The organism is Blattabacterium cuenoti (assembly GCF_014252315.1).
GTDB lineage: Bacteria > Bacteroidota > Bacteroidia > Flavobacteriales > Blattabacteriaceae > Blattabacterium > Blattabacterium cuenoti_AI.
The window spans coordinates 567082-586065 of the sequence record NZ_CP059216.1; the positions used below are offsets into that span (position 1 = coordinate 567082).

Here is an 18984-nt window from a genome sequence, read left to right on the forward strand (position 1 = left end):
TTTATTAATTTTTATTATATTAAAGTAAGTTTATACCATATGTAATGATACTATATTCTATTCTAAAAGTTAACCTACAAGATTTTTTATTAATTATAATGTATATTCTTTATTATTAAATAAACTCATTGTTTTTTGTATTCCTTTTGTAATAAAGGATAAAATTATTTTTATAATTATATCTGATTTTGAAAATAAGAAGTTAATTTCATTATTTTTCCAATTACTTAATACATGTTTTTCTATATTATTAGAACAATTACCTATACCAAATCTAAATCTTGCATAATTATTGGTTCCTATTTCATTTTGAATACTTTTTAATCCATTATGACCTCCACTTCCACCTTTTTCTTTTAAACGAAAAATTCCAAATTTTATATTTATATCATCACAAATAATTAATATATTTTTTAATGATATATTTTTTTTTTTATCCAATATTTTACTGATTTTCCACTATAATTAACATAAGTAGATGGTTTTAATAAAAAAATTATATTATCTATGTAATTCAATTTTGATATAACCCCCAATTTTTTTTTAGAAAAATGTAAAGAATATTTTTCTGAAATTTTATCTAAAATAAAAAATCCAAAATTATGTCTTGTTCTACAATAATTATTTCCTGGGTTTCCTATCCCAACTAATAAAAATTTTTTTTCCATTTATTATTTATTTTTAATATCCATTTATAAAATCATGAACTGTTTTACCTATTTCTGCTGGAGATTGTACAATATTAACTCCATTTTTTTTCATAATATTTATCTTATATTGTGCGGTTTCTATATTTTTATTAATAATTGCACCTGCATGTCCCATTATTTTCCCTTTTGGAGCTGTTTTTCCTGCTATAAATCCTATTATAGGTTTTTTTATTTTATTATTATTCATCCATTTAACTGCATTAATCTCTGATTCTCCGCCTATTTCTCCAATAATTACAATACATTTTGTTTCTTTATCATATAAAAAAAGTTTTAATATATCTTTAACATTTGTTCCTACAATAGTATCCCCTCCAACTCCTACAGCTGTAGAAATACCATATCCCATTTTAATAATTTGATCTGCTGCTTCATATGTTAATGTTCCAGATCTAGAAATTATACCTACATTTCCTTTTTTTACAAATACAGAATTTGGCATAATACCTACCTTAGATTCTCCAGAAGATATAATACCTGGACAATTAGGTCCAATCAAATAATTATTTTTTTTTTTTAAAAATTGTTTAATTCTAATCATATCTGATATTGGTATACCTTCTGTAATACAAACAATTATACTTATTCCTGAATAAATAGATTCCATTATAGCATCTGATGCAAAATTATATGGAACAAAAATAGCACTTACATCACAACCTGTATTATATACAGCATCTTCTACAGTATTGAATATTGGTATATCATTTATAATTTTTCCTCCTTTTCCTGGAGTTACTCCTCCAACTATATTTGTTCCATAAGAAATCATTTGACTAGCATGAAATAATCCTTCTTTTCCAGTCATTCCTTGTATAATTACTTTATTATTTTTATTTATTAAAATACTCATTTTTTTGAATGTAAAATACAAAAAATATTTTTACTATTTATTTTTTAACTATCTTTGCCATTATTTCTGCTTCTACAACTGTTTTTTCGTTTACATATCCATATCCTTTCATATAAAGAAAACCTCTTTTCATCCAATTTAACAAATGTACTTGTAATATAATTATATCTCCAGGAACTATTTTTTTTAAAAATTTAACTTTATCTATTTTTATTAAATAAGTAGAATATAATTCTGGATTTCTAAATTGACTTAAAATTAATATTCCTCCTACTTGTGCTATAGCTTCAATTTGTAATACTCCAGGCATAACAGGTTCATTTGGAAAATGACCTGTAAAAAAATATTCATTTATAGTAACATTTTTTACTCCTGTTATATGATTTTTTGATAAATCTATAATTTTATCTACTAATAAAAATGGGAATTTATGAGGCAAAATATTCATAATACTCTTTGTATCAAAAATTGTTTGTTTTTCTACATATTTAATTTTATTAATTTTTGATATACGAATTTTTTCAGTTAAATTATTTAATAATTTTTTAATAATAGATTTATCTGGATTATAAATAATTATTCTTCCTTTTAATTTAACATTAACTAATGCTAAAATTCCTATAATATCTAATAAAAAATGTTTAGCAATTTCGTTAGATAAAGAATAAAAACAATTTTTTTTATGTTTTTGTATAACACAAAAAATTTTTGAATTTGCAATTTTTTTAAATTGATTTTCTTTTTTAAACAAAGCATTTTGTGTTTCTATATTGTTTGATTCAAAATCTATTATAGTTATTATTTCTAATTCTTTTGAAGGAGATGTTATAATTTCTCCACCTGTTTTTTTATTTTTTATAGATAAAAAATCTTTTATAAAAAAATATTTTCTTTCTGCATTTTGCTCTATAATTCCAACTTTTTCTATTTCTTCTACAAAAAATTTTGAAGATCCATCTAAAATAGGAACTTCCATGTTATTTAATTCTATTATTATATTATCTAAATTCATACCATTAATAGCAGCAATAATATGTTCAGTGGTATAAATTTTTATATTATTTTTTTTTAATACTAAATTTTTTTCTATTTCTAATAAAGAAGATACATTTACTTTTATGCATGGTTTATTTTTTAAATCTGTTCTTATAAATAAAAATCCTGTATGTATTGGAGCAGGATTTATTGTAACAGTAATTTTTTTTTCAGTATAATATAATCCAAATCCTTTAAAGGATATTTTTCCAGCTATAGTTCTTTGTTTTATATACATATTTTATTAAAAAATTTTTTTGATTAAAAACTAGTAGAAAAATAAAAAACTTTAATATATTATATATTATTTGTAATTTTGTTTATTTTAAAATAAAATACAGATATAATTAAATTTTAATAAAAAATGAATATTGCAAAACGTGTATTTTTTTTTTAATAGGATTTTTTATAGGAATATTAATTTTATTTCTAAGAAAGTAAAAATGATATTAATTAAATAATTGTAATAATTATGAAAAGAACATTTCAGCCTTCCAATAGAAGAAAAGTTAACGTTCATGGATTTATTAAAAGAATGAGGACAAAAAATGGTAGAATTATTATATCAAGAAGAAGACGAAAAAATAGAAAAAAATTATCTGTTTGTAATCATAAAAAATTATAATTTTTTTCTTTATCTCCTATTTCTGGATATCCATGATTATTTACTTCTTTTTTTACAAAAAGTTTTTTTTCCGATGCTATAATATCTTTATATGCAAAAAAAGTTGATAAATCTCCTATATCAACTATTTTCATTTCAGATTCAACAATTCCAGTTTTTACATTGAATTTATCAAAATTCATTAAACCTATATCTACATGATATATAGAATTATTTTTTTTTATTTGTATATTTCTATATATTTTATCCAATAAAATATTTTTATTTTTTTTTATAAAAAAATAATTTTTATAATTTTTTTCCAATTTATAATTAGAAGATAGTAAATAAAATCCAAATATAATAGATATAGTATTATATTTTCTAATAATATATTTTTTATCATCTCCAGAATAATTTCCTGCTTCAATAAGAATACATGAATATCCCATTTTTTGTAAACAATCTCCAGTTGCATTTGGATAATGTTTATCAGAATATCTACCTATTGAGGCATTATTTGGTAATATTTTTTTTATTTCTTTTGATATTTCATATATCATTCCCATTGATTTCATTTTTACAGTATTATAATTTTCTTTTTTATTAGTAGATGGAGATAAAAAAGATAATATTGCAGGATTAAAACTTTTGTTTCCAACATTATAAATACTTTTTTGATCATGAAGATTAAATAATATATGAGGATTTTCTTTATTTATTTCATTAAATAATATTTTAATTTCTGGAGATTCTAAACGAATAAAATCTCTATTTAAATCTATATTTATAGAATTTCTTCTTTTAAAATATTCTGATCCATCTGGATTTAACATAGGAATAAATGAAATAGTAATATTTTTAAAAAAAAATTTTACTATTTCATGATTATTATTAATTAAAAAAAAATTTAAAATATCAAATATTGATTTTGTTCCTGTAGTTTCATCTCCATGCATTTGAGACCAAATAAAAATTTTTTTTCTACCTATTCCCCATTTTATTTTAAATATTTTTCTTTTTTCAACAGAAAATCCTACAGGAATAATAGAACATATTTTTTTATACTTTTTTAGTGTTTCTAATAAATTAGAATAATTAAATATTTTTGAATGTGTATCTACATCTAAATTTATAAATTTTTTATAATTTATAAATATTGATTTTATATTAAAAGATAACATAAGATTGTAAAAAATTATAATTATAAAATAAAAACATTTCAAAATTTAATAAAATTTTTATAATGAATTTTCATAAAAAAAATATATTTTTATGTGATATAAATTGAAGAATTTTTTTTTTATGAACATGAAAAATTATTTCAAACATATTAAGATAAGTTATACAGAATCTTTTTTATTAGTAATATCGTTTATTACGATAAATTTTTTTAATATAATTTTGAGAAAATTACTTAATCCTTTTTCTCTTCATGAAGGAATAATGTTTTCCATATCATATGCTTTCCCTTTTATTTTACTATTTTTAATTATTTCTTATCAAATTCAAAAAAATAATATTTTTATAAACTTATCTATGAAAGTATCTCCCTGGCATGTTTATATTGTAATATTTATTATGATGTTCAGTATTATGACTATAAATGATCATTTATCTTCATTAATTCCTAGAAGAGGAGATGTCCTAGAAAATATGTATAAAGAAATAAATTTTTTTTTACAAGAAGAAGTAAGAAATCCTATACCATTTCTTTCAACAACAGTTTTATTAGCACCAATATGTGAAGAATTATTATTTAGAGGAATAATTTTAAATGGAATGTTAAAAAATAATATACATCCATTGAAAGCTATATTATTTTCTTCATTATTATTTGGATTAACACATATGAATCCATGGCAACTTGTAGGAGGAATATTAATTGGAACATTTATAGGATATATATACTATATGACTTCATCTATTATGGATTGTATATTGTTACATATATTTAATAACGCTTTAGCCACAATTGGAGTTTTTTATACTGTAAAAGATGATAATATCATATCAAATATAAATAATATTGGAATTGACAAGCCTTTTCATTGGCCAGTATTTGTTATTGGATCATTTATTTTAACAATAGGATTCTATTATTTACTTAAAATGAGAAAAATGAATAAATTCTAAAATTGAAAAAAAAATCTTCATTAACTATTTTAGGATGTAATTCTTCTATACCAACAAATAAACATCATCATTCTACTGCTCAAATTTTGGAAATGAAGGGATTCTATTTTCTTATTGATTGTGGAGAAGGTACTCAAATACAATTAAGAAGAGCAAAAATTAAATTTAATAATATAATACATATATTCATATCTCATTTACATGGTGATCATTTTTTTGGATTGATTGGTTTATTATCTACATTTCATTTGCTAGGAAGAGAAAAATCGTTAATTATTTATGGACCAAAAGGATTAAAAGAAATTATAAATATTCATTTTAAATGGTCTTACACTAAACTAAGATATTATATAACTTATATTGAACTTTATTCTGAAAAAAAAGAAAAAATTATGGAAAATGATAAAATAGAAATATTTTCTATTCCATTAAAACATAGAATTTATACTAATGGATTTCTTTTTAGAGAAAAAAAAAGTAATAGAAAACTAAATATAAAAGAAATAAAAAAAATACCTTCTATTAGAATAATAGATTATAAAGATATTAAATTAGGAAAAGACATAAAAATAGAAAATGGAGAAATAATTCCTAATTCAAAATTAACATTTGATCCTCCAAAAATATTATCTTATGCATTTTGTTCAGATACATCTTATTATATTCCTATAATAGAACATATTAAAAATGTTGATTTGTTATATCACGAATCAACATTTTTAAGAATAGAGGAAAATAGAGCAATAAAAACTGGACATTCTACAGCTAGACAAGCTGCTTATATTGCTAAAAAAGCAAAAGTTAAAAAATTACTTTTAGGTCATTATTCAAACAGATTTCCTAATATAAAAGAATTTGAGAAAGAAGCTAAAGAAATTTTTTCAAATACAGAAACATCTGAATCATTAAAAATATATTATTTGTAATAATTTTATTTGTTTAATACAAAAATATTTAATCTAGGAATTTTTTTTACACGATACCTTAATCTTTTAGATAATAACTTTCTATAAACTTTATATTTGGAGCATATTTTATTTACTAATATTTTTTCTGAATAAGGATAAATATTTATGTAAGCTTTTATTATATTCATATTATAATTAATATTAAGATAAACTAAGGTTACTAAAAAATTATTTTTATTATAATTAATTTTAATTTCTTCGTTTAAAATTTCTGCTATTTCAACAAAAAAAATAGAATATATTTTTTCATTTTTAATAACATTTATTTTATTTTCGTTCATTTTTTATTGTTATATTTTATTTGATATTTTAATAGAAAATTTGTAATGAATATAATAATAATGTAAAATTGTAATAGTAAATTTATTCAAAAAAATAAAAATTATTTATTTAAATAGGTCTCATAGCTCAGTTGGTTAGAGCACCTGACTCATAATCAGGGAGTCGCTGGTTCAAGTCCAGCTGAGACCACTAAAAAGGTAAAATAAATAACTGGAGAGGGATTCGAACCCACAACTTACAGTTTAGGAAACTGTTGTTCTATCCTAATTTGAACTATCCAGTTGTTATATTCATTTCTATAATAGAAACAATTGATCTATTATTTTTTATTTTCTTAAATAAGACTAATCCATTTTTTAATGCATATAATGTATGATCCCTTCCAATTCCTACGTTTTTTCCAGGATGGAACTTAGTTCCTCTTTGACGAAGTATTATTTTTCCAGAAATGATACGTTGATTTCCATATATTTTTATACCTAATCTTCTTCCAGAAGAATCTCTTCCATTTCTAGAACTACCTGCACCTTTTTTTTGAGCCATTTTTTATTTTATTTTTCTAAAAAAGAAATAATTTTAATTTTTGAAAAAATAGGTCTAAATCCATTTTTTTTCTTATACCCTTTTCTTCTTTTTTTCTTAAAAACAATAATTTTTTTTCCTTTTTTATGTTCTATAATTTCAACTTGAATTCTTATTTCTTTCAAAAATGGAGTTCCTATTTTTATCATTCCATTTTTACAAAATAAAAGAACTTGATTAAAAATTAATTTTTCTCCCAATTTTTTTTCATAAAAAAATGGAACATATATATACTTTTTTTCAAAAAGTTTGAATTGCTTTCCTTTTATTTTAGCTATAGCATAGTTCATAATTTTTTATTTATTGTATTAATAATTTCTTTACTTTCAATATACTTTTGAACAAATAATCTATTTCTTCAAAAGTATTATATATTGAAAAACTAATACGAATCATTCCTGGAACTTGAAAAAAATCTACCAAAGGTTGAGCACAAAGATAACCTGTTCTAACTGCAATTCCTAATCTATCTAGAATAGACCCCACATCAAAACAATGTAAATTTTTTATATTAAAAGAGATAATACTAGATTTTTTTGATAAATTATTATTTTCTCCATATACATAAATTCCATCTACACTATTTAACATTTGTAATGCATATTTTATAAGTTCTTTTTTATAAGATTGCATACTAATCATACCAATTTCTTTTATAAAATCTATTGCTTCTCCCCAAACAAAAATTCCTTCTATATTTGGAGTTCCTGCTTCAAATTTAAATGGTAAATCTGAATAAATTGTTTTATATAATTTTACATTTTTAATCATTTCTCCTCCAAATTGATAAGGATAAAGATTTTTCAATATTTTTTTTTTACCGTATAATATTCCAATACCAGTTGGTCCATACATTTTATGTGCTGAAAATACATAAAAATCTACATCTAAATCTTGCATATTTAAACAAACATTTGAAATAGCTTGCGCTCCATCTATTAATACTAATGCTCCAAATTCATGAGATTTATTTATAATATATTTAATAGGATTAATAATTCCTAGTACATTTGAAATATGACTAATTGAAACTATTTTTGTTTTTTTTGATAATATAGATTCAAATTTTTGTAAATCTAAATAACCACTTTTTTTATTAATAGGAATTATTTTTAATACAGATTTTTTTATTTTACAAATATTTTGCCATGGAACTATATTTGAATGATGTTCCATATGTGAAATTATTATTTCATCATTTTTTTTTATAAAATGACTAATACTAGAAGCAACTAAATTAATAGATTCTGTAGTTCCTTTTGTAAATAAAATTTCTGATGAATATTTAGCTTTAATAAATTTTTGAATCTTTTCTCTTACATTTTCTACATAAAAAGTAGATTTTCTACTTAAAAAATGAGTTCCTCTATGAATATTAGAATTTATTCTTGAATAAAAGTATTGTGAAGCTTTTATTACTCTTTTAGGTTTTTGAGTTGTTGCTGCGTTATCAATATATACTAACGGATTAGTATATATTTTTTCTTTTAAAATTGGAAATTGATTTCTAATTTCCTGTATTTCTTCTTTTGATAACATATGTTTTTTCTATAAGAAATTATCTAGATAATTAGAAAGTTCTTTTTGAATATATTTTTTTAATTTTAAAGAATCAATATATTTAATTATATCATCTAAAAAAGATAATAATAATAAAATTTTACTTTCTTTTTCAGGAATTCCTCTTGATTTTAAATAAAATAATTCAGATTTATGTATATTTCCTATAGTACATCCATGTGTACATCTTACATCTTTAGAATATATTTTTAACTGAGGTTTTGTATAAACATTTGATTTTTTAGATAAAATTATATTATTATTTTTTTGAAATGCATTTATATTTTTTATATTTTTTTCAACTGTTATTTTACCATCAAAAATACTGTTAGAATTATCAAAAAGTATATTTTTATATAACTGATAACTATTGGAATTAGATGACGAATGTTTCATAAATGTAGAATTATTTATAGAATCACTATCAGACAGAATAGATATTCCATATAAATAAGAACTAGTTTTTTTTCCAATAGAAAAAAAATTTAGATTATTTTTAATTTTTTTACAATAAAAAGAAAAAGTATAAACTTTGCATATACTTTTATTTTCTTGTTTAATAAAAGTATTATCTATAATGTATAATTTATTTAAATTATTTTGTAATTTATTATAAATTATTTTGCTGTAATCTAAACTGTAAATTTCATTTACAGAATTAATAATAACATTATTTTCATCTAAACATTTATAATTTTCATTAATTTGAATGTTATTATTATTTCTTACTAAAATTAGTATTCTAGGATAAATAATAGGATATATACCTGTAGAAATATGTATAATTTCTATATTTTTTTTTATTGATATATTGTTTACATCAATAAATACACCTTTCATTATTGAAAAAATAGTATTTAAGCTATAAAAAACATCATAATGATTATTATGTAATTTTCCATAAAAATCTTTAATTATATTATTATATTTATATGATGATATATTTTTTATATCAATATAATTATCTTTATTAGATAATTTTCTATTATATTTTCCATCTATGAAAATAGATAAATAAGAATCTTTTTTTTTAAAAATTGAAATAATTTTTTTTATTTTTTGTTCTATTTTTTTTTTATCAATTTTATCTATTTTATGATATTTTTTATTAAAAACTGTATAAATATTATTATCATACCATTTCTTTATGAAAGGAGATTGATCATAAGTAAATCCATTTTTCATATATAAATCAATATGATACATTTGTAATAATGATAGATATGATTTATTATTTCTAATGGATGATTTTATTTTATTTACCAGAAAATCTATTTTATTTTTTAATTTCATTATTAATTAATAATTGATCCATTCATATCCTTTCGATTCAATCATTTCTGCCAAATCTTTGTTTCCAGATTTTATTATTTTTCCTTTATATAATACATGTATAATATAATTTGAAGAAATATGATCTAATAATCTTTTATAATGAGTAATAATTAATACAGAATTTTTTTTAGTAATGAAATTATTAATTCCTTTTGATATTATACGTAAAGCATCAATATCTAATCCAGAATCAATTTCGTCTAAAATAGATAATACAGGATTTAACATCATCATTTGAAGTATTTCATTTTTTTTTTTTTCTCCGCCTGAAAATCCATCATTTAAAAAACGATACATGAAACTATAATCTATATTTAATAAAGAAAATACTTTTTTTATTTTATATAAAATATCTTTAGATGACATTTTATCCATATTTTTTGCTTTTCGTATTGAATTTATAGATGTTTTAATAAAATTTATAATAGAAACACCTGGAATTTCTACTGGATTTTGAAAAGATAAAAATATACCTAAATGTGCTCTAGATTCGGGAGATAAATTTTTTAAATTTTTATTTAAAAAATTTATATCACCTCTTATAATAGAATATTCTTCTTTTCCAGCTATTACCCCAGCAAGAGTACTTTTACCAGAAGCATTAGGCCCCATAATAACATGTACTTCTCCTAAATTAATTTTTATATTAATTCCTTTAAGAATTTTTTTTTCACCTACAGAAACATGTAAATTTTCTATATTTAATAACATATTATCTCATAATGTTTATCCAATAGATCCTTCTAATGAAATTTCTAATAATTTTTGAGCTTCTACAGCAAATTCCATAGGAAGCTTTTTTATAATATCACCACTAAATCCATTTATTATTAAAGAAATAGAATTTTCTATATTAATACCTCTTTGATTACAATAAAAAATTTGATCTTTTCCTATTTTAGAAGTAGTAGCTTCATGTTCTATATGAGAATTAGGATTATTTACATTAATATATGGAAAAGTATGAGCTCCACATTTATCTCCTATAAGTAATGAATCACATTGAGAAAAATTCCTAGAATTATTTGCTTCAGAACAAATTTTTACTAATCCTCTATAACTATTTTGAGATTTTCCAGATGAAATACCTTTAGATATAATAGTACTTTTTGTATTATTTCCTATATGTATCATTTTTGTTCCAGTATCTGCTTGCTGAAAATTTTTAGTTAAAGCTAAAGAATAAAATTCTCCAATGGAAAAATCTCCTTTTAAAATACATGATGGATATTTCCATGTAATAGATGATCCAGTTTCAACTTGTATCCAAGATATTTTAGATCTTTTTTCACATAATCCTCTTTTTGTAACAAAATTAAAAACACCTCCTATTCCATTTTTATCTCCTGGAAACCAATTTTGAACTGTAGAATATTTAACTTCAGAGTTTTCTAATGCAATAATTTCTACTACAGCAGCATGTAATTGATTATTTTTTCTTTGTGGAGCAGTGCATCCTTCTAAATAGCTTACTTGAGAATATTTATCTGCTATAATTAAAGTTCTTTCAAATTGACCTGTACTACTTTCATTAATACGAAAATATGTAGATAATTCCATAGGACAACGCGTCCCTTTTGGGATATAACAAAAAGATCCATCTGAAAAAACTGCAGAATTCAATGATGCATAAAAATTATCATTTTTTGAAACTACAGATCCTAAATATTTTTTAATAATATCTGGATGATTTATTATCGCATCATTAATAGAACAAAATATTATACCTTGTTTTTTTAATTTTTTTTGAAATGTTGTAAATAAAGATGAAGAATCTAATACTACATCTGTAGCAACCATTTTTTTTTCTAATTTTTTTTCATTTTTTATAGTAACTCCTAGTTTCTCAAAAGAATTTACTATTTCATAATCTGATTTATCAAGATTTTCCAAATTTATTTTTTTTTTAGGAGCAGAATAATAAATTATTTTATTAAAATCTGGAACTGAATAATTTATATTAGCCCATTTTGGAATTTTCATTTTTTTCCATATAGAAAAAGAATCTAACCGCCATTTCAACATCCAATTAGGTTCTTTTTTTTTTTCAGATATTTTTCTAACAACTTCTTCGTTTAACCCTGAAGATATTGTGTCTGATTCTATTGGTAAATAAAATCCATATTTATATTCTTCTAAATTAGAAAAATTATATAACAAATTTTTATTTTCTTTTTTTTTTTTCATTGTTAATTTTTATAACGAAAAACTTTTTCCACATCCACAAGTATTTTTAGCATTAGGATTTTTAAAATAAAAACCTTTTCCATGTAATCCATCAGAATATTCTAAAGTTATTCCTTTTAAATAAGGAAGACTATTTTTATCTATTAATATTTTTATTTTTTTATCTTGAAATAATTCATCTGCTTCTTTTCTTTTTTTATCAAAAGATAATTCATAAGACATTCCTCCTGAGCATCCTCCATTTTTTACTCCAAATCTAATAAAAGAAACATCATCTTTAATTCCCTCTTTTTTCATAAGAGAAATTAATTTAATTTTAGCTTTTTCAGATATAAAAACCATATACTATATATTTTATTTATTTAATTATTAAGTAATAAAACAAAGATATCTATTATTTAACAATATAAAATAATCATTTGTATTTTAAATAATTATACTAATATTTTATATTAATTTTTAATTATATATATTAGATTATACGTAATATGATATGTAATTTTGATTTAAAATTTATTTTTTTAATGAAAAAAAAATTAAAAATAATCCAAATATAATAAATGGAATACTAAGGCATTGTCCTGTATTTAAATTATTTATTTTTATAAATTCTATTCCTTGTGGTTCTTTTAAAAATTCTATCAAAAAACGAAAACTCCAAATTAAAATAAAAAAAATTCCTGATAAAAATCCATTACATAATTTTTTTTTTTTATAAAAATACAAAAGAAATAAAAATGTAAATAAATACGCTGTTGATTCATATATTTGTGTAGGATGTCTAGGAATTATTAGAGTTTCTATATTTGCTTTAAAAAATCTTACTCCCCATGGTAAATAACATGGTTTTCCTATTATTTCAGAATTGAAAAAATTTCCTATTCTAATAAATACACCTGAAATAGACGATATAATACATAATCTATCACATAACCAAAAAAAAGATTTATTTTTTAAAAATTTTTTTTTATATAAAAAACTAGATAAAATAACACCTATAATAGCTCCATGACTAGAAAATCCCCTATATCCAGAATATTCATATCCTTTTATTATTCCTAATAAATAATTATTTTTATTTTCTTTAATTGGAAAAAATATTTCTATACAATGATCATAAAAATATAAAAAATCATAAAAAAAAACTTGACCTAATCTTGCTCCAATCAATGTTCCAAAAAATGTATATCTTAATAATGGATCTAAATATTCACAATTAATATTATCATTATGATATATATATTTCATTATTAACCATCCCAATATAAAAGAAATGATAAACATTATACTATAAACATAAATAGGAAATTCTTTCCACAAATAAAATTTATATATAGGATCCCAATCAATATATATTAGTAAATTCATTAATAAATATATTTTTATTTAGGAGGATCATATCCATATCCACCCAAAGGATTACATTTCATAATCCTTATAATAATCATAAAAATAGACTTAAATATTCCCCATTTTCTAATGGAAATAATTATATAATCTGAACATGTAGGCCTATATCTACAATTATTTCCTATATGAGGAGATATTATTATTTGATAAATTCTAATAATTTTTATTATAATAAAATCAATTAATTTCATATACAATTTCTAATAAAATTTAAAGATGATCCATATTTAAACCATTGAATTTGTTTCTTATTATAAGAATGTTTAGCTAAAATTTTATCTATTTTTTTATCACTATGAATAATATCAATTTTTATATTTTTTCCAGGAAAAAAATTATCTTTTATATAAAAATTAAATATATCATTTTCATCTATTTTATAGTAATCATGTGGATTTGAAAAAGTTAAAGCTAAAATTCCCTGTTTTTTAAGATTAGTCTCATGTATTCTAGAAAAAGATTTAACTAAAACTACACGAACACCTAAAAAACGAGGTTCCATTGCCGCATGTTCTCTAGATGACCCTTCTCCATAATTATCTTCCCCTACAATCAAAGTAAAAATATTTTTTGATTTGTAAAATTTTGCTATATTAGGAACTGTTCCATATTTATCTGTAAATACGTTTTTTATTTTATTTTCTTTATTATTGAAATAATTAATAGCTTTTATCAATAAATTTTCTGAAATATTTTCTAAATGACCTCTATATTTTAACCATGGACCAGCCATTGATATATGATCAGTAGTACATTTTCCTTTAACTTTTATCAATAATCTAATATTCAATAAATTTTTTCCATTCCAAGATGAAAATGGTGATAAAAATTGTAATCTATCTGAATTATTTTTTATTATTATAGAAATATTATAAGGTTTACTATTTTTTGATGTATGTTTATAAAATGATTTTTTTACATCATTACTAATTTCTTTTTCATTAAAAATATCTTTATTTTTTTTAGGTTCTTCAAATTTTACATATTCACCTAATTCGTTTTTTATATTATCTGTAATTGGATTAAAGTCAATATTACCAGAAAATACCATAGCGGTTACAATTTCAGGAGAAGCTATAAATGCATGTGTATTTGGATTTCCATCATTTCTAGAAGAAAAATTTCTATTAAAAGAATGTATAATTGTATTTTTTTTATTATTATTATTTTTATTCGTTCTTTTCCATTGTCCAATACATGGGCCACAAGCGTTAGCAAATACTTTTGCTCCAATTTTTTTAAAAAGATCTAAATATCCGTTTTTTTTAAGAAAATAATAAACTTTGTTTGATCCAGGAGTAATCAAATATTCTGATTTTATTTTCAATTTTTTATTTATTGCTTGTTTAATAATATTTACAGATTTTAATAAATCCTCGCAAGAGGAATTAGTGCATGATCCAATTAATCCTACTTCTAAATTAGTAGGCCAATTATTAATTTTAGCTTCCTTTTTCATATTAGAAATAGAAGTTGATTTATCAGGAGTAAAAGGGCCATTAATATGAGGTTCTAAAGTGGATAAATCAATTTTTATAACCTTATCATAATAATGATAAGGATTATTATATACTTCTATATCAGATTGAAAACAATCTTTAATACCATCTATAATAGATACTATTTCTTTTCTGTTATTAAATAACAAATATTCTTTCATGCAATAATCATATGGAAATAACGAAGAACTAGCTCCTAGCTCTGCTCCCATATTACAAATAGTAGCTTTACCTGTACAAGGTATATTTTTTGTTCCATCTCCAAAATATTCAATAATAGAATTTGAAGCCCCCATAACACCAATCATTCCAGATAATTTTAATATAATATCTTTAGGAGATACCCATCCACTTATTTTTCCTTCTAAAAGAACTCCAATTAATTTAGGAAATTTTAATTCAAAAGAATATCCTGACATTACTTCAGCAGCATCAGATCCTCCTACCCCTATTGCTAACATACCCAATCCTCCAGCATTTGGAGTATGAGAATCAGTACCTATCATCATACCACCAGGAAAAGCATAATTTTCTAAAACTATCTGATGAATAATTCCTGATCCAGGTTCCCAAAAATCTATTCCATATTTATAAGAAGCTATTTTTAAAAAATCATATATCTCTTTGTTTATTTTTAAAGAATTTTTTAAATCTATTGAAGCCCCCTCATTTGCATAAATAAGATGATCACAATGAATAGTAGTTGGAATTTCTGTTTTAACTTTATTTGTTTGCATAAATTGTAACAAAGTCATTTGAGCTGTTGCATCTTGCATAGCAACACGATCTGGATAAAAATTTATATAAGAATTCTTATTAAAAGAAAAACTTATATTTGATTTTTCTTTTTGTTTAGTTAAATGAGTGTATAATATTTTTTCTGAAAATGTCATAGGACGATTTATAATCGAACGAATTTTATCGATTTTATATTTTAATTCCGAATAAAAATTTCGAATCATTTTAAAATCAAAAACCATAACAAAATTAATTTTTATACAATTATTACTTTTTTTTAAGAAAAAAACGAATCTCTTTATAAAAATCTATTGGATTATCTATATGAATCCAATGTCCTGCATTTTTTATAGTTACAAACATTGATTTTGGAAAAAAAAAATTCATATATTTATAATCATTATATGAAATATAATTAGAATTTTCTCCTTTTAAAAAAAGAGTTAATCCGTTATATTCTTTTTTTAGTTCCATTCTTTTTTTAATTAATATATCATAATTTTTTTCTATTCCATATAAATAAAAACGAAAATATAATTTTCCATTATTATTAACTCCTACACACTTAGAAAAAAATGATATAATTTTTTTTTCATGTATAAATTTTTTTAAATATATATTAAAATCAGACCTTTTTTTAATTAAAGAAAAATCTATATTTTTTAATATAGATATAAAGTTATTTTCTTTTGTTGTATAAGCTTTATTAGTTATATCTACAATAATAATTTTTATAGGAATAAATGGATATTTAAAAGAAAAATTCATTACAATACGTCCTCCTATAGAATGACCTAATAATATTGGATTAACTAAATTATAATGTTTTATATAATTTATTACATCTTCTGACATAATATTATAATTCATATTATCAGAATAAAAACTGTATCCATGATTTCTAATATCTATTAAATGTATTTGATATTCATTACTAAAATTTCTAGAAAAAGAAATCCAATTACTTCCATTCCCAAATAAACCATGAAAAACTAAAATCGGGGATCCTTTTCCAATTATATTTGAATATAATAATTTCATTAAAATAATTTATTTTTTTTTAGATTCATATATTTAAATCTGTATTGTATTTTATAATCCCAGATATAAAGAATCAGATATTAAAGCGTGACCTATATATAATTCTACTATTCCTGGAACTTTTTTTATTAAGAAATTTATATTATATAAGTTTATATCATGACCTGAATTTATAGGTAAATTATATTTAATAGCCTTTTTTTTGCAGTTTCAATATAATCATTAATGCAATTTGTATCATTTTTAGCATATCTAATAGAAAATGGTACAGTATAAATTCTATTCTGTCAACACCAATTTCATGTGCATATGATATCATATTATGATTAAGATATAAAAAAATATAAGTACGAATATTATGTTTTTTTAAACATTTTATTTTATTAAATATAAAATTATAATATTTTTTAATATTCAATACTGAATTAGATGTTATAGCATCATATTAATCAGGAACTAGTGTTACTTGATCAGGTTTTACATCTAATACTAAATTCATAAATTTATCTGAAGGATTTACTTAAATATTTAATTCAACATTATCAAATATTAATGAACGTAAATTATATACATATTTATATTTAATATGTCTTTCATCTGGTATAGGATGTAAAGTAATTCCATGACATCCAAATTTTTGAATATATACTGCTATTTTTAATAAATTTGGAACATTTCCTCCTATTGAATTTCTTATTGTAGCTATTTTATTTATATTTACACTTAATTTTACCATTTTTTTAAAATACTTCTTTTCCATTTCCAGTTACAACTTGAGTAATTTCTAAATCAAATTCTTTTGCTGCTGTTAATAAATGATCAAAAACACTTGCTTGTATCTGTTCATATTTAATAGATTCAGATGTTTTTGCAAAACAATATAATTCTACAGGTAATCCATAAGGAGTAGGTTCTAAATGTCTTATCATTAAAGTTTCTGACTGAGAAATTTTTGAATTTTTATATAAATATTCTAATGCATATTGACGAAATAATCCAATATTAGTTAACTTTCTTCCATTAAGATTTATATTAGAATTTAATTTTTTTTCTTTATTAAAAATTTCTATTTCTTTTTGTTTTACAAGAATATAATTTTTTATTAAGAAAACATCTTTAAATTTTTTTAATCCTTCTGCATCATAAAAATTAAATGATTGTATATTAAACAAAATAGATCTTTTAATTCTACGTATATTTTTCTTACGCATTACTTCAAAATTAGTAACAGCTGTAGAAATTAAATCATAAGTAGGAATACTAGTTACAGTTTTATCAAAATTTTCTATTTTTGCAGAAATTAAATTTATTTCAACAACAGTACCTTCTATATTATATTTTGGAATTCCAATCCAATCTCCAACCTTTATCATTTTTGTAGAAGCCATTTGTACTCCGGAAACAAATCCTAATATAGTATCCTTGAAAACAAGTATTACTATAGCTGTAATAGCCCCTAAACTAGTTAGGATAGAAACTAAATTATTTTTTGTAATAATAGCAATAATAATTAGTATACAAAATATTATAGATATAATTTTTAATAATTGTGAAAAAGAATGAACAGCTATTGTTTGATGATTATTTTCACTTGTAGAAATTTTCATTACAGAATTAATAACTCTAATTATCAATTGTAAAGAAATTAATACAAATAAAATATTAAGTATTTTTTCAATACATATAATTATAAATTCATAATTTTTAAAAAATAGTTTATTTAATAGAAATCCAATAAATAAAGGAATAAAATTTGATATACTGTTAAAAACTTTATTCTTAAAAAAAATATAACCCCATTTATAAGAAGGTTTTATATTTAAAATTTTTTTACTAATAAAATATATAATTTCATTAAGAAATAAATTTATAATACTTATAATAAGTATAAAACATATAATTCTTCCAATTATAATAATAAACATTTATTAAATAATATCTAACTAAAAAAATTATAATCAATATATTCAAAACGAATCATAATCAAAAAAATTTGATATTTTTTTATTTAAATTTATTATTCAATTATAAAATTTTGAAGAAT

Annotated in this window: 20 protein-coding genes, 2 tRNA genes and 2 pseudogenes; 4 read left to right on the top strand and 20 right to left on the bottom strand. The window is 20.8% G+C overall.

Annotation, left to right across the window (positions count from 1 at the left end):
- Nucleotides 1-93: 93 nt before the first annotated feature.
- The 3 genes and pseudogenes from pth to fabZ form a co-directional block, all read right to left on the bottom strand.
- Nucleotides 94-668, bottom strand: a pseudogene (pth, locus tag H0H39_RS02980) (aminoacyl-tRNA hydrolase).
- Nucleotides 669-681: 13 nt separating this feature from the next.
- Nucleotides 682-1563 carry a succinate--CoA ligase subunit alpha gene (gene sucD, locus H0H39_RS02790; protein ID WP_185877355.1) on the bottom strand — a complete coding sequence of 294 codons (882 nt, stop codon included), beginning with the start codon at nt 1561-1563 and terminating at the stop codon, nt 682-684.
- Nucleotides 1564-1600: 37 nt separating this feature from the next.
- Complete coding sequence (gene fabZ / locus H0H39_RS02795; protein WP_185877356.1) at nt 1601-2836, bottom strand: 3-hydroxyacyl-ACP dehydratase FabZ; 1236 nt, start codon at nt 2834-2836, stop codon at nt 1601-1603.
- 234 nt (nt 2837-3070) lie between these two features.
- Between fabZ and rpmH the strand changes: the two genes are divergently transcribed.
- Nucleotides 3071-3223, top strand: a complete 153-nt coding sequence (rpmH, locus tag H0H39_RS02800) for a 50S ribosomal protein L34 (protein ID WP_185877357.1) — start codon at nt 3071-3073, stop codon at nt 3221-3223.
- Here rpmH and H0H39_RS02805 read toward each other — a convergent pair.
- Nucleotides 3208-4386 carry a M14 family zinc carboxypeptidase gene (locus tag H0H39_RS02805; RefSeq protein ID WP_185877358.1) on the bottom strand — a complete coding sequence of 393 codons (1179 nt, stop codon included), beginning with the start codon at nt 4384-4386 and terminating at the stop codon, nt 3208-3210. The two genes, rpmH and H0H39_RS02805, sit on opposite strands and share 16 nt — an antisense overlap.
- Before the next feature lie 127 nt (nt 4387-4513).
- On the opposite strand from H0H39_RS02805, the gene H0H39_RS02810 reads away from it, so the two are divergent.
- Nucleotides 4514-5338 carry a CPBP family intramembrane glutamic endopeptidase gene (locus tag H0H39_RS02810; RefSeq protein ID WP_185877359.1) on the top strand — a complete coding sequence of 275 codons (825 nt, stop codon included), beginning with the start codon at nt 4514-4516 and terminating at the stop codon, nt 5336-5338.
- A 2-nt stretch (nt 5339-5340) separates the two neighbouring features.
- Nucleotides 5341-6264 (top strand): ribonuclease Z, encoded by a 924-nt coding sequence (locus H0H39_RS02815; RefSeq protein ID WP_185877360.1) that lies wholly within the window; start codon nt 5341-5343, stop codon nt 6262-6264.
- Nucleotides 6265-6269: 5 nt separating this feature from the next.
- Here H0H39_RS02815 and H0H39_RS02820 read toward each other — a convergent pair whose 3' ends face one another.
- Nucleotides 6270-6587, bottom strand: a complete 318-nt coding sequence (locus H0H39_RS02820; RefSeq protein ID WP_185877361.1) for a ribosome-binding factor A — start codon at nt 6585-6587, stop codon at nt 6270-6272.
- Nucleotides 6588-6703: 116 nt separating this feature from the next.
- Here H0H39_RS02820 and H0H39_RS02825 point away from each other — a divergent pair.
- Nucleotides 6704-6777, top strand: a tRNA-Ile gene (locus H0H39_RS02825).
- 18 nt (nt 6778-6795) lie between these two features.
- Here H0H39_RS02825 and H0H39_RS02830 read toward each other — a convergent pair.
- The 15 genes and pseudogenes from H0H39_RS02830 to H0H39_RS02895 all read right to left on the bottom strand — a co-directional run bounded on the left by H0H39_RS02830 (nt 6796) and on the right by H0H39_RS02895 (nt 18865).
- Nucleotides 6796-6871 (bottom strand) — tRNA-Arg (locus H0H39_RS02830).
- Nucleotides 6862-7131 carry a 50S ribosomal protein L27 gene (rpmA, locus tag H0H39_RS02835; RefSeq protein WP_185877362.1) on the bottom strand — a complete coding sequence of 90 codons (270 nt, stop codon included), beginning with the start codon at nt 7129-7131 and terminating at the stop codon, nt 6862-6864. Before rpmA ends, H0H39_RS02830 begins: the two co-directional genes overlap by 10 nt.
- A gap of 8 nt (nt 7132-7139) precedes the next feature.
- Nucleotides 7140-7460, bottom strand: a complete 321-nt coding sequence (gene rplU / locus H0H39_RS02840; protein WP_185877363.1) for a 50S ribosomal protein L21 — start codon at nt 7458-7460, stop codon at nt 7140-7142.
- A gap of 10 nt (nt 7461-7470) precedes the next feature.
- Nucleotides 7471-8709: an aminotransferase class V-fold PLP-dependent enzyme gene (locus H0H39_RS02845; RefSeq protein WP_185877364.1), complete on the bottom strand. Its 1239-nt coding sequence runs from the start codon at nt 8707-8709 to the stop codon at nt 7471-7473.
- A 9-nt stretch (nt 8710-8718) separates the two neighbouring features.
- The gene (locus H0H39_RS02850; RefSeq protein ID WP_185877365.1) at nt 8719-10023 is read right to left on the bottom strand and encodes a SufB/SufD family protein; all 1305 of its coding nucleotides are present in this window, start codon (nt 10021-10023) and stop codon (nt 8719-8721) included.
- Nucleotides 10024-10029: 6 nt separating this feature from the next.
- The gene (gene sufC, locus H0H39_RS02855; RefSeq protein WP_185877366.1) at nt 10030-10776 is read right to left on the bottom strand and encodes a Fe-S cluster assembly ATPase SufC; all 747 of its coding nucleotides are present in this window, start codon (nt 10774-10776) and stop codon (nt 10030-10032) included.
- Nucleotides 10777-10791: 15 nt separating this feature from the next.
- Nucleotides 10792-12252 (bottom strand): Fe-S cluster assembly protein SufB, encoded by a 1461-nt coding sequence (gene sufB, locus H0H39_RS02860; protein ID WP_185877367.1) that lies wholly within the window; start codon nt 12250-12252, stop codon nt 10792-10794.
- 9 nt (nt 12253-12261) lie between these two features.
- The gene (locus tag H0H39_RS02865) at nt 12262-12594 is read right to left on the bottom strand and encodes a HesB/IscA family protein (protein WP_185877368.1); all 333 of its coding nucleotides are present in this window, start codon (nt 12592-12594) and stop codon (nt 12262-12264) included.
- A gap of 171 nt (nt 12595-12765) precedes the next feature.
- Nucleotides 12766-13620, bottom strand: coding sequence for a prolipoprotein diacylglyceryl transferase (lgt, locus tag H0H39_RS02870; RefSeq protein WP_185877369.1), 855 nt, complete (start codon nt 13618-13620; stop codon nt 12766-12768).
- Between the two features lie 14 nt (nt 13621-13634).
- Nucleotides 13635-13853: a membrane protein insertion efficiency factor YidD gene (gene yidD / locus H0H39_RS02875; protein WP_185877370.1), complete on the bottom strand. Its 219-nt coding sequence runs from the start codon at nt 13851-13853 to the stop codon at nt 13635-13637.
- Nucleotides 13850-16141, bottom strand: coding sequence for an aconitate hydratase (locus tag H0H39_RS02880; RefSeq protein WP_185877371.1), 2292 nt, complete (start codon nt 16139-16141; stop codon nt 13850-13852). The genes yidD and H0H39_RS02880 overlap by 4 nt, the downstream gene beginning before the upstream one ends.
- A 25-nt stretch (nt 16142-16166) precedes the next feature.
- Nucleotides 16167-16940 (bottom strand): alpha/beta fold hydrolase, encoded by a 774-nt coding sequence (locus H0H39_RS02885; RefSeq protein ID WP_185877372.1) that lies wholly within the window; start codon nt 16938-16940, stop codon nt 16167-16169.
- A gap of 51 nt (nt 16941-16991) precedes the next feature.
- Nucleotides 16992-17132, bottom strand: coding sequence for a pyridoxine 5'-phosphate synthase (locus H0H39_RS02965; RefSeq protein WP_317167103.1), 141 nt, complete (start codon nt 17130-17132; stop codon nt 16992-16994).
- A pseudogene (locus tag H0H39_RS02890) lies at nt 17128-17700 on the bottom strand (pyridoxine 5'-phosphate synthase). Before H0H39_RS02890 ends, H0H39_RS02965 begins: the two are co-directional and overlap by 5 nt.
- Nucleotides 17681-18865: a mechanosensitive ion channel family protein gene (locus H0H39_RS02895; RefSeq protein ID WP_185877373.1), complete on the bottom strand. Its 1185-nt coding sequence runs from the start codon at nt 18863-18865 to the stop codon at nt 17681-17683. Before H0H39_RS02895 ends, H0H39_RS02890 begins: the two are co-directional and overlap by 20 nt.
- Nucleotides 18866-18984: the final 119 nt, after the last annotated feature.

Bases quoted from the DNA above. Each gene is read 5' to 3' on its own strand.
- sucD (WP_185877355.1), bottom strand. From the start codon at position 1,563: ATGAGTATTTTAATAAATAAAAATAATAAAGTAATTATACAAGGAATG.
- H0H39_RS02885 (WP_185877372.1), bottom strand. From the start codon at position 16,940: ATGAAATTATTATATTCAAATATAATTGGAAAAGGATCCCCGATTTTA.
- rplU (WP_185877363.1), bottom strand. From the start codon at position 7,460: ATGAACTATGCTATAGCTAAAATAAAAGGAAAGCAATTCAAACTTTTT.
- rpmH (WP_185877357.1), top strand. From the start codon at position 3,071: ATGAAAAGAACATTTCAGCCTTCCAATAGAAGAAAAGTTAACGTTCAT.
- sufC (WP_185877366.1), bottom strand. From the start codon at position 10,776: ATGTTATTAAATATAGAAAATTTACATGTTTCTGTAGGTGAAAAAAAA.
- H0H39_RS02895 (WP_185877373.1), bottom strand. From the start codon at position 18,865: ATGTTTATTATTATAATTGGAAGAATTATATGTTTTATACTTATTATA.
- H0H39_RS02850 (WP_185877365.1), bottom strand. From the start codon at position 10,023: ATGAAATTAAAAAATAAAATAGATTTTCTGGTAAATAAAATAAAATCA.
- H0H39_RS02880 (WP_185877371.1), bottom strand. From the start codon at position 16,141: ATGGTTTTTGATTTTAAAATGATTCGAAATTTTTATTCGGAATTAAAA.
- H0H39_RS02845 (WP_185877364.1), bottom strand. From the start codon at position 8,709: ATGTTATCAAAAGAAGAAATACAGGAAATTAGAAATCAATTTCCAATT.
- sufB (WP_185877367.1), bottom strand. From the start codon at position 12,252: ATGAAAAAAAAAAAAGAAAATAAAAATTTGTTATATAATTTTTCTAAT.
- H0H39_RS02810 (WP_185877359.1), top strand. From the start codon at position 4,514: ATGAAAAATTATTTCAAACATATTAAGATAAGTTATACAGAATCTTTT.
- lgt (WP_185877369.1), bottom strand. From the start codon at position 13,620: ATGAATTTACTAATATATATTGATTGGGATCCTATATATAAATTTTAT.
- yidD (WP_185877370.1), bottom strand. From the start codon at position 13,853: ATGAAATTAATTGATTTTATTATAATAAAAATTATTAGAATTTATCAA.
- H0H39_RS02805 (WP_185877358.1), bottom strand. From the start codon at position 4,386: ATGTTATCTTTTAATATAAAATCAATATTTATAAATTATAAAAAATTT.
- H0H39_RS02865 (WP_185877368.1), bottom strand. From the start codon at position 12,594: ATGGTTTTTATATCTGAAAAAGCTAAAATTAAATTAATTTCTCTTATG.
- H0H39_RS02820 (WP_185877361.1), bottom strand. From the start codon at position 6,587: ATGAACGAAAATAAAATAAATGTTATTAAAAATGAAAAAATATATTCT.
- fabZ (WP_185877356.1), bottom strand. From the start codon at position 2,836: ATGTATATAAAACAAAGAACTATAGCTGGAAAAATATCCTTTAAAGGA.
- rpmA (WP_185877362.1), bottom strand. From the start codon at position 7,131: ATGGCTCAAAAAAAAGGTGCAGGTAGTTCTAGAAATGGAAGAGATTCT.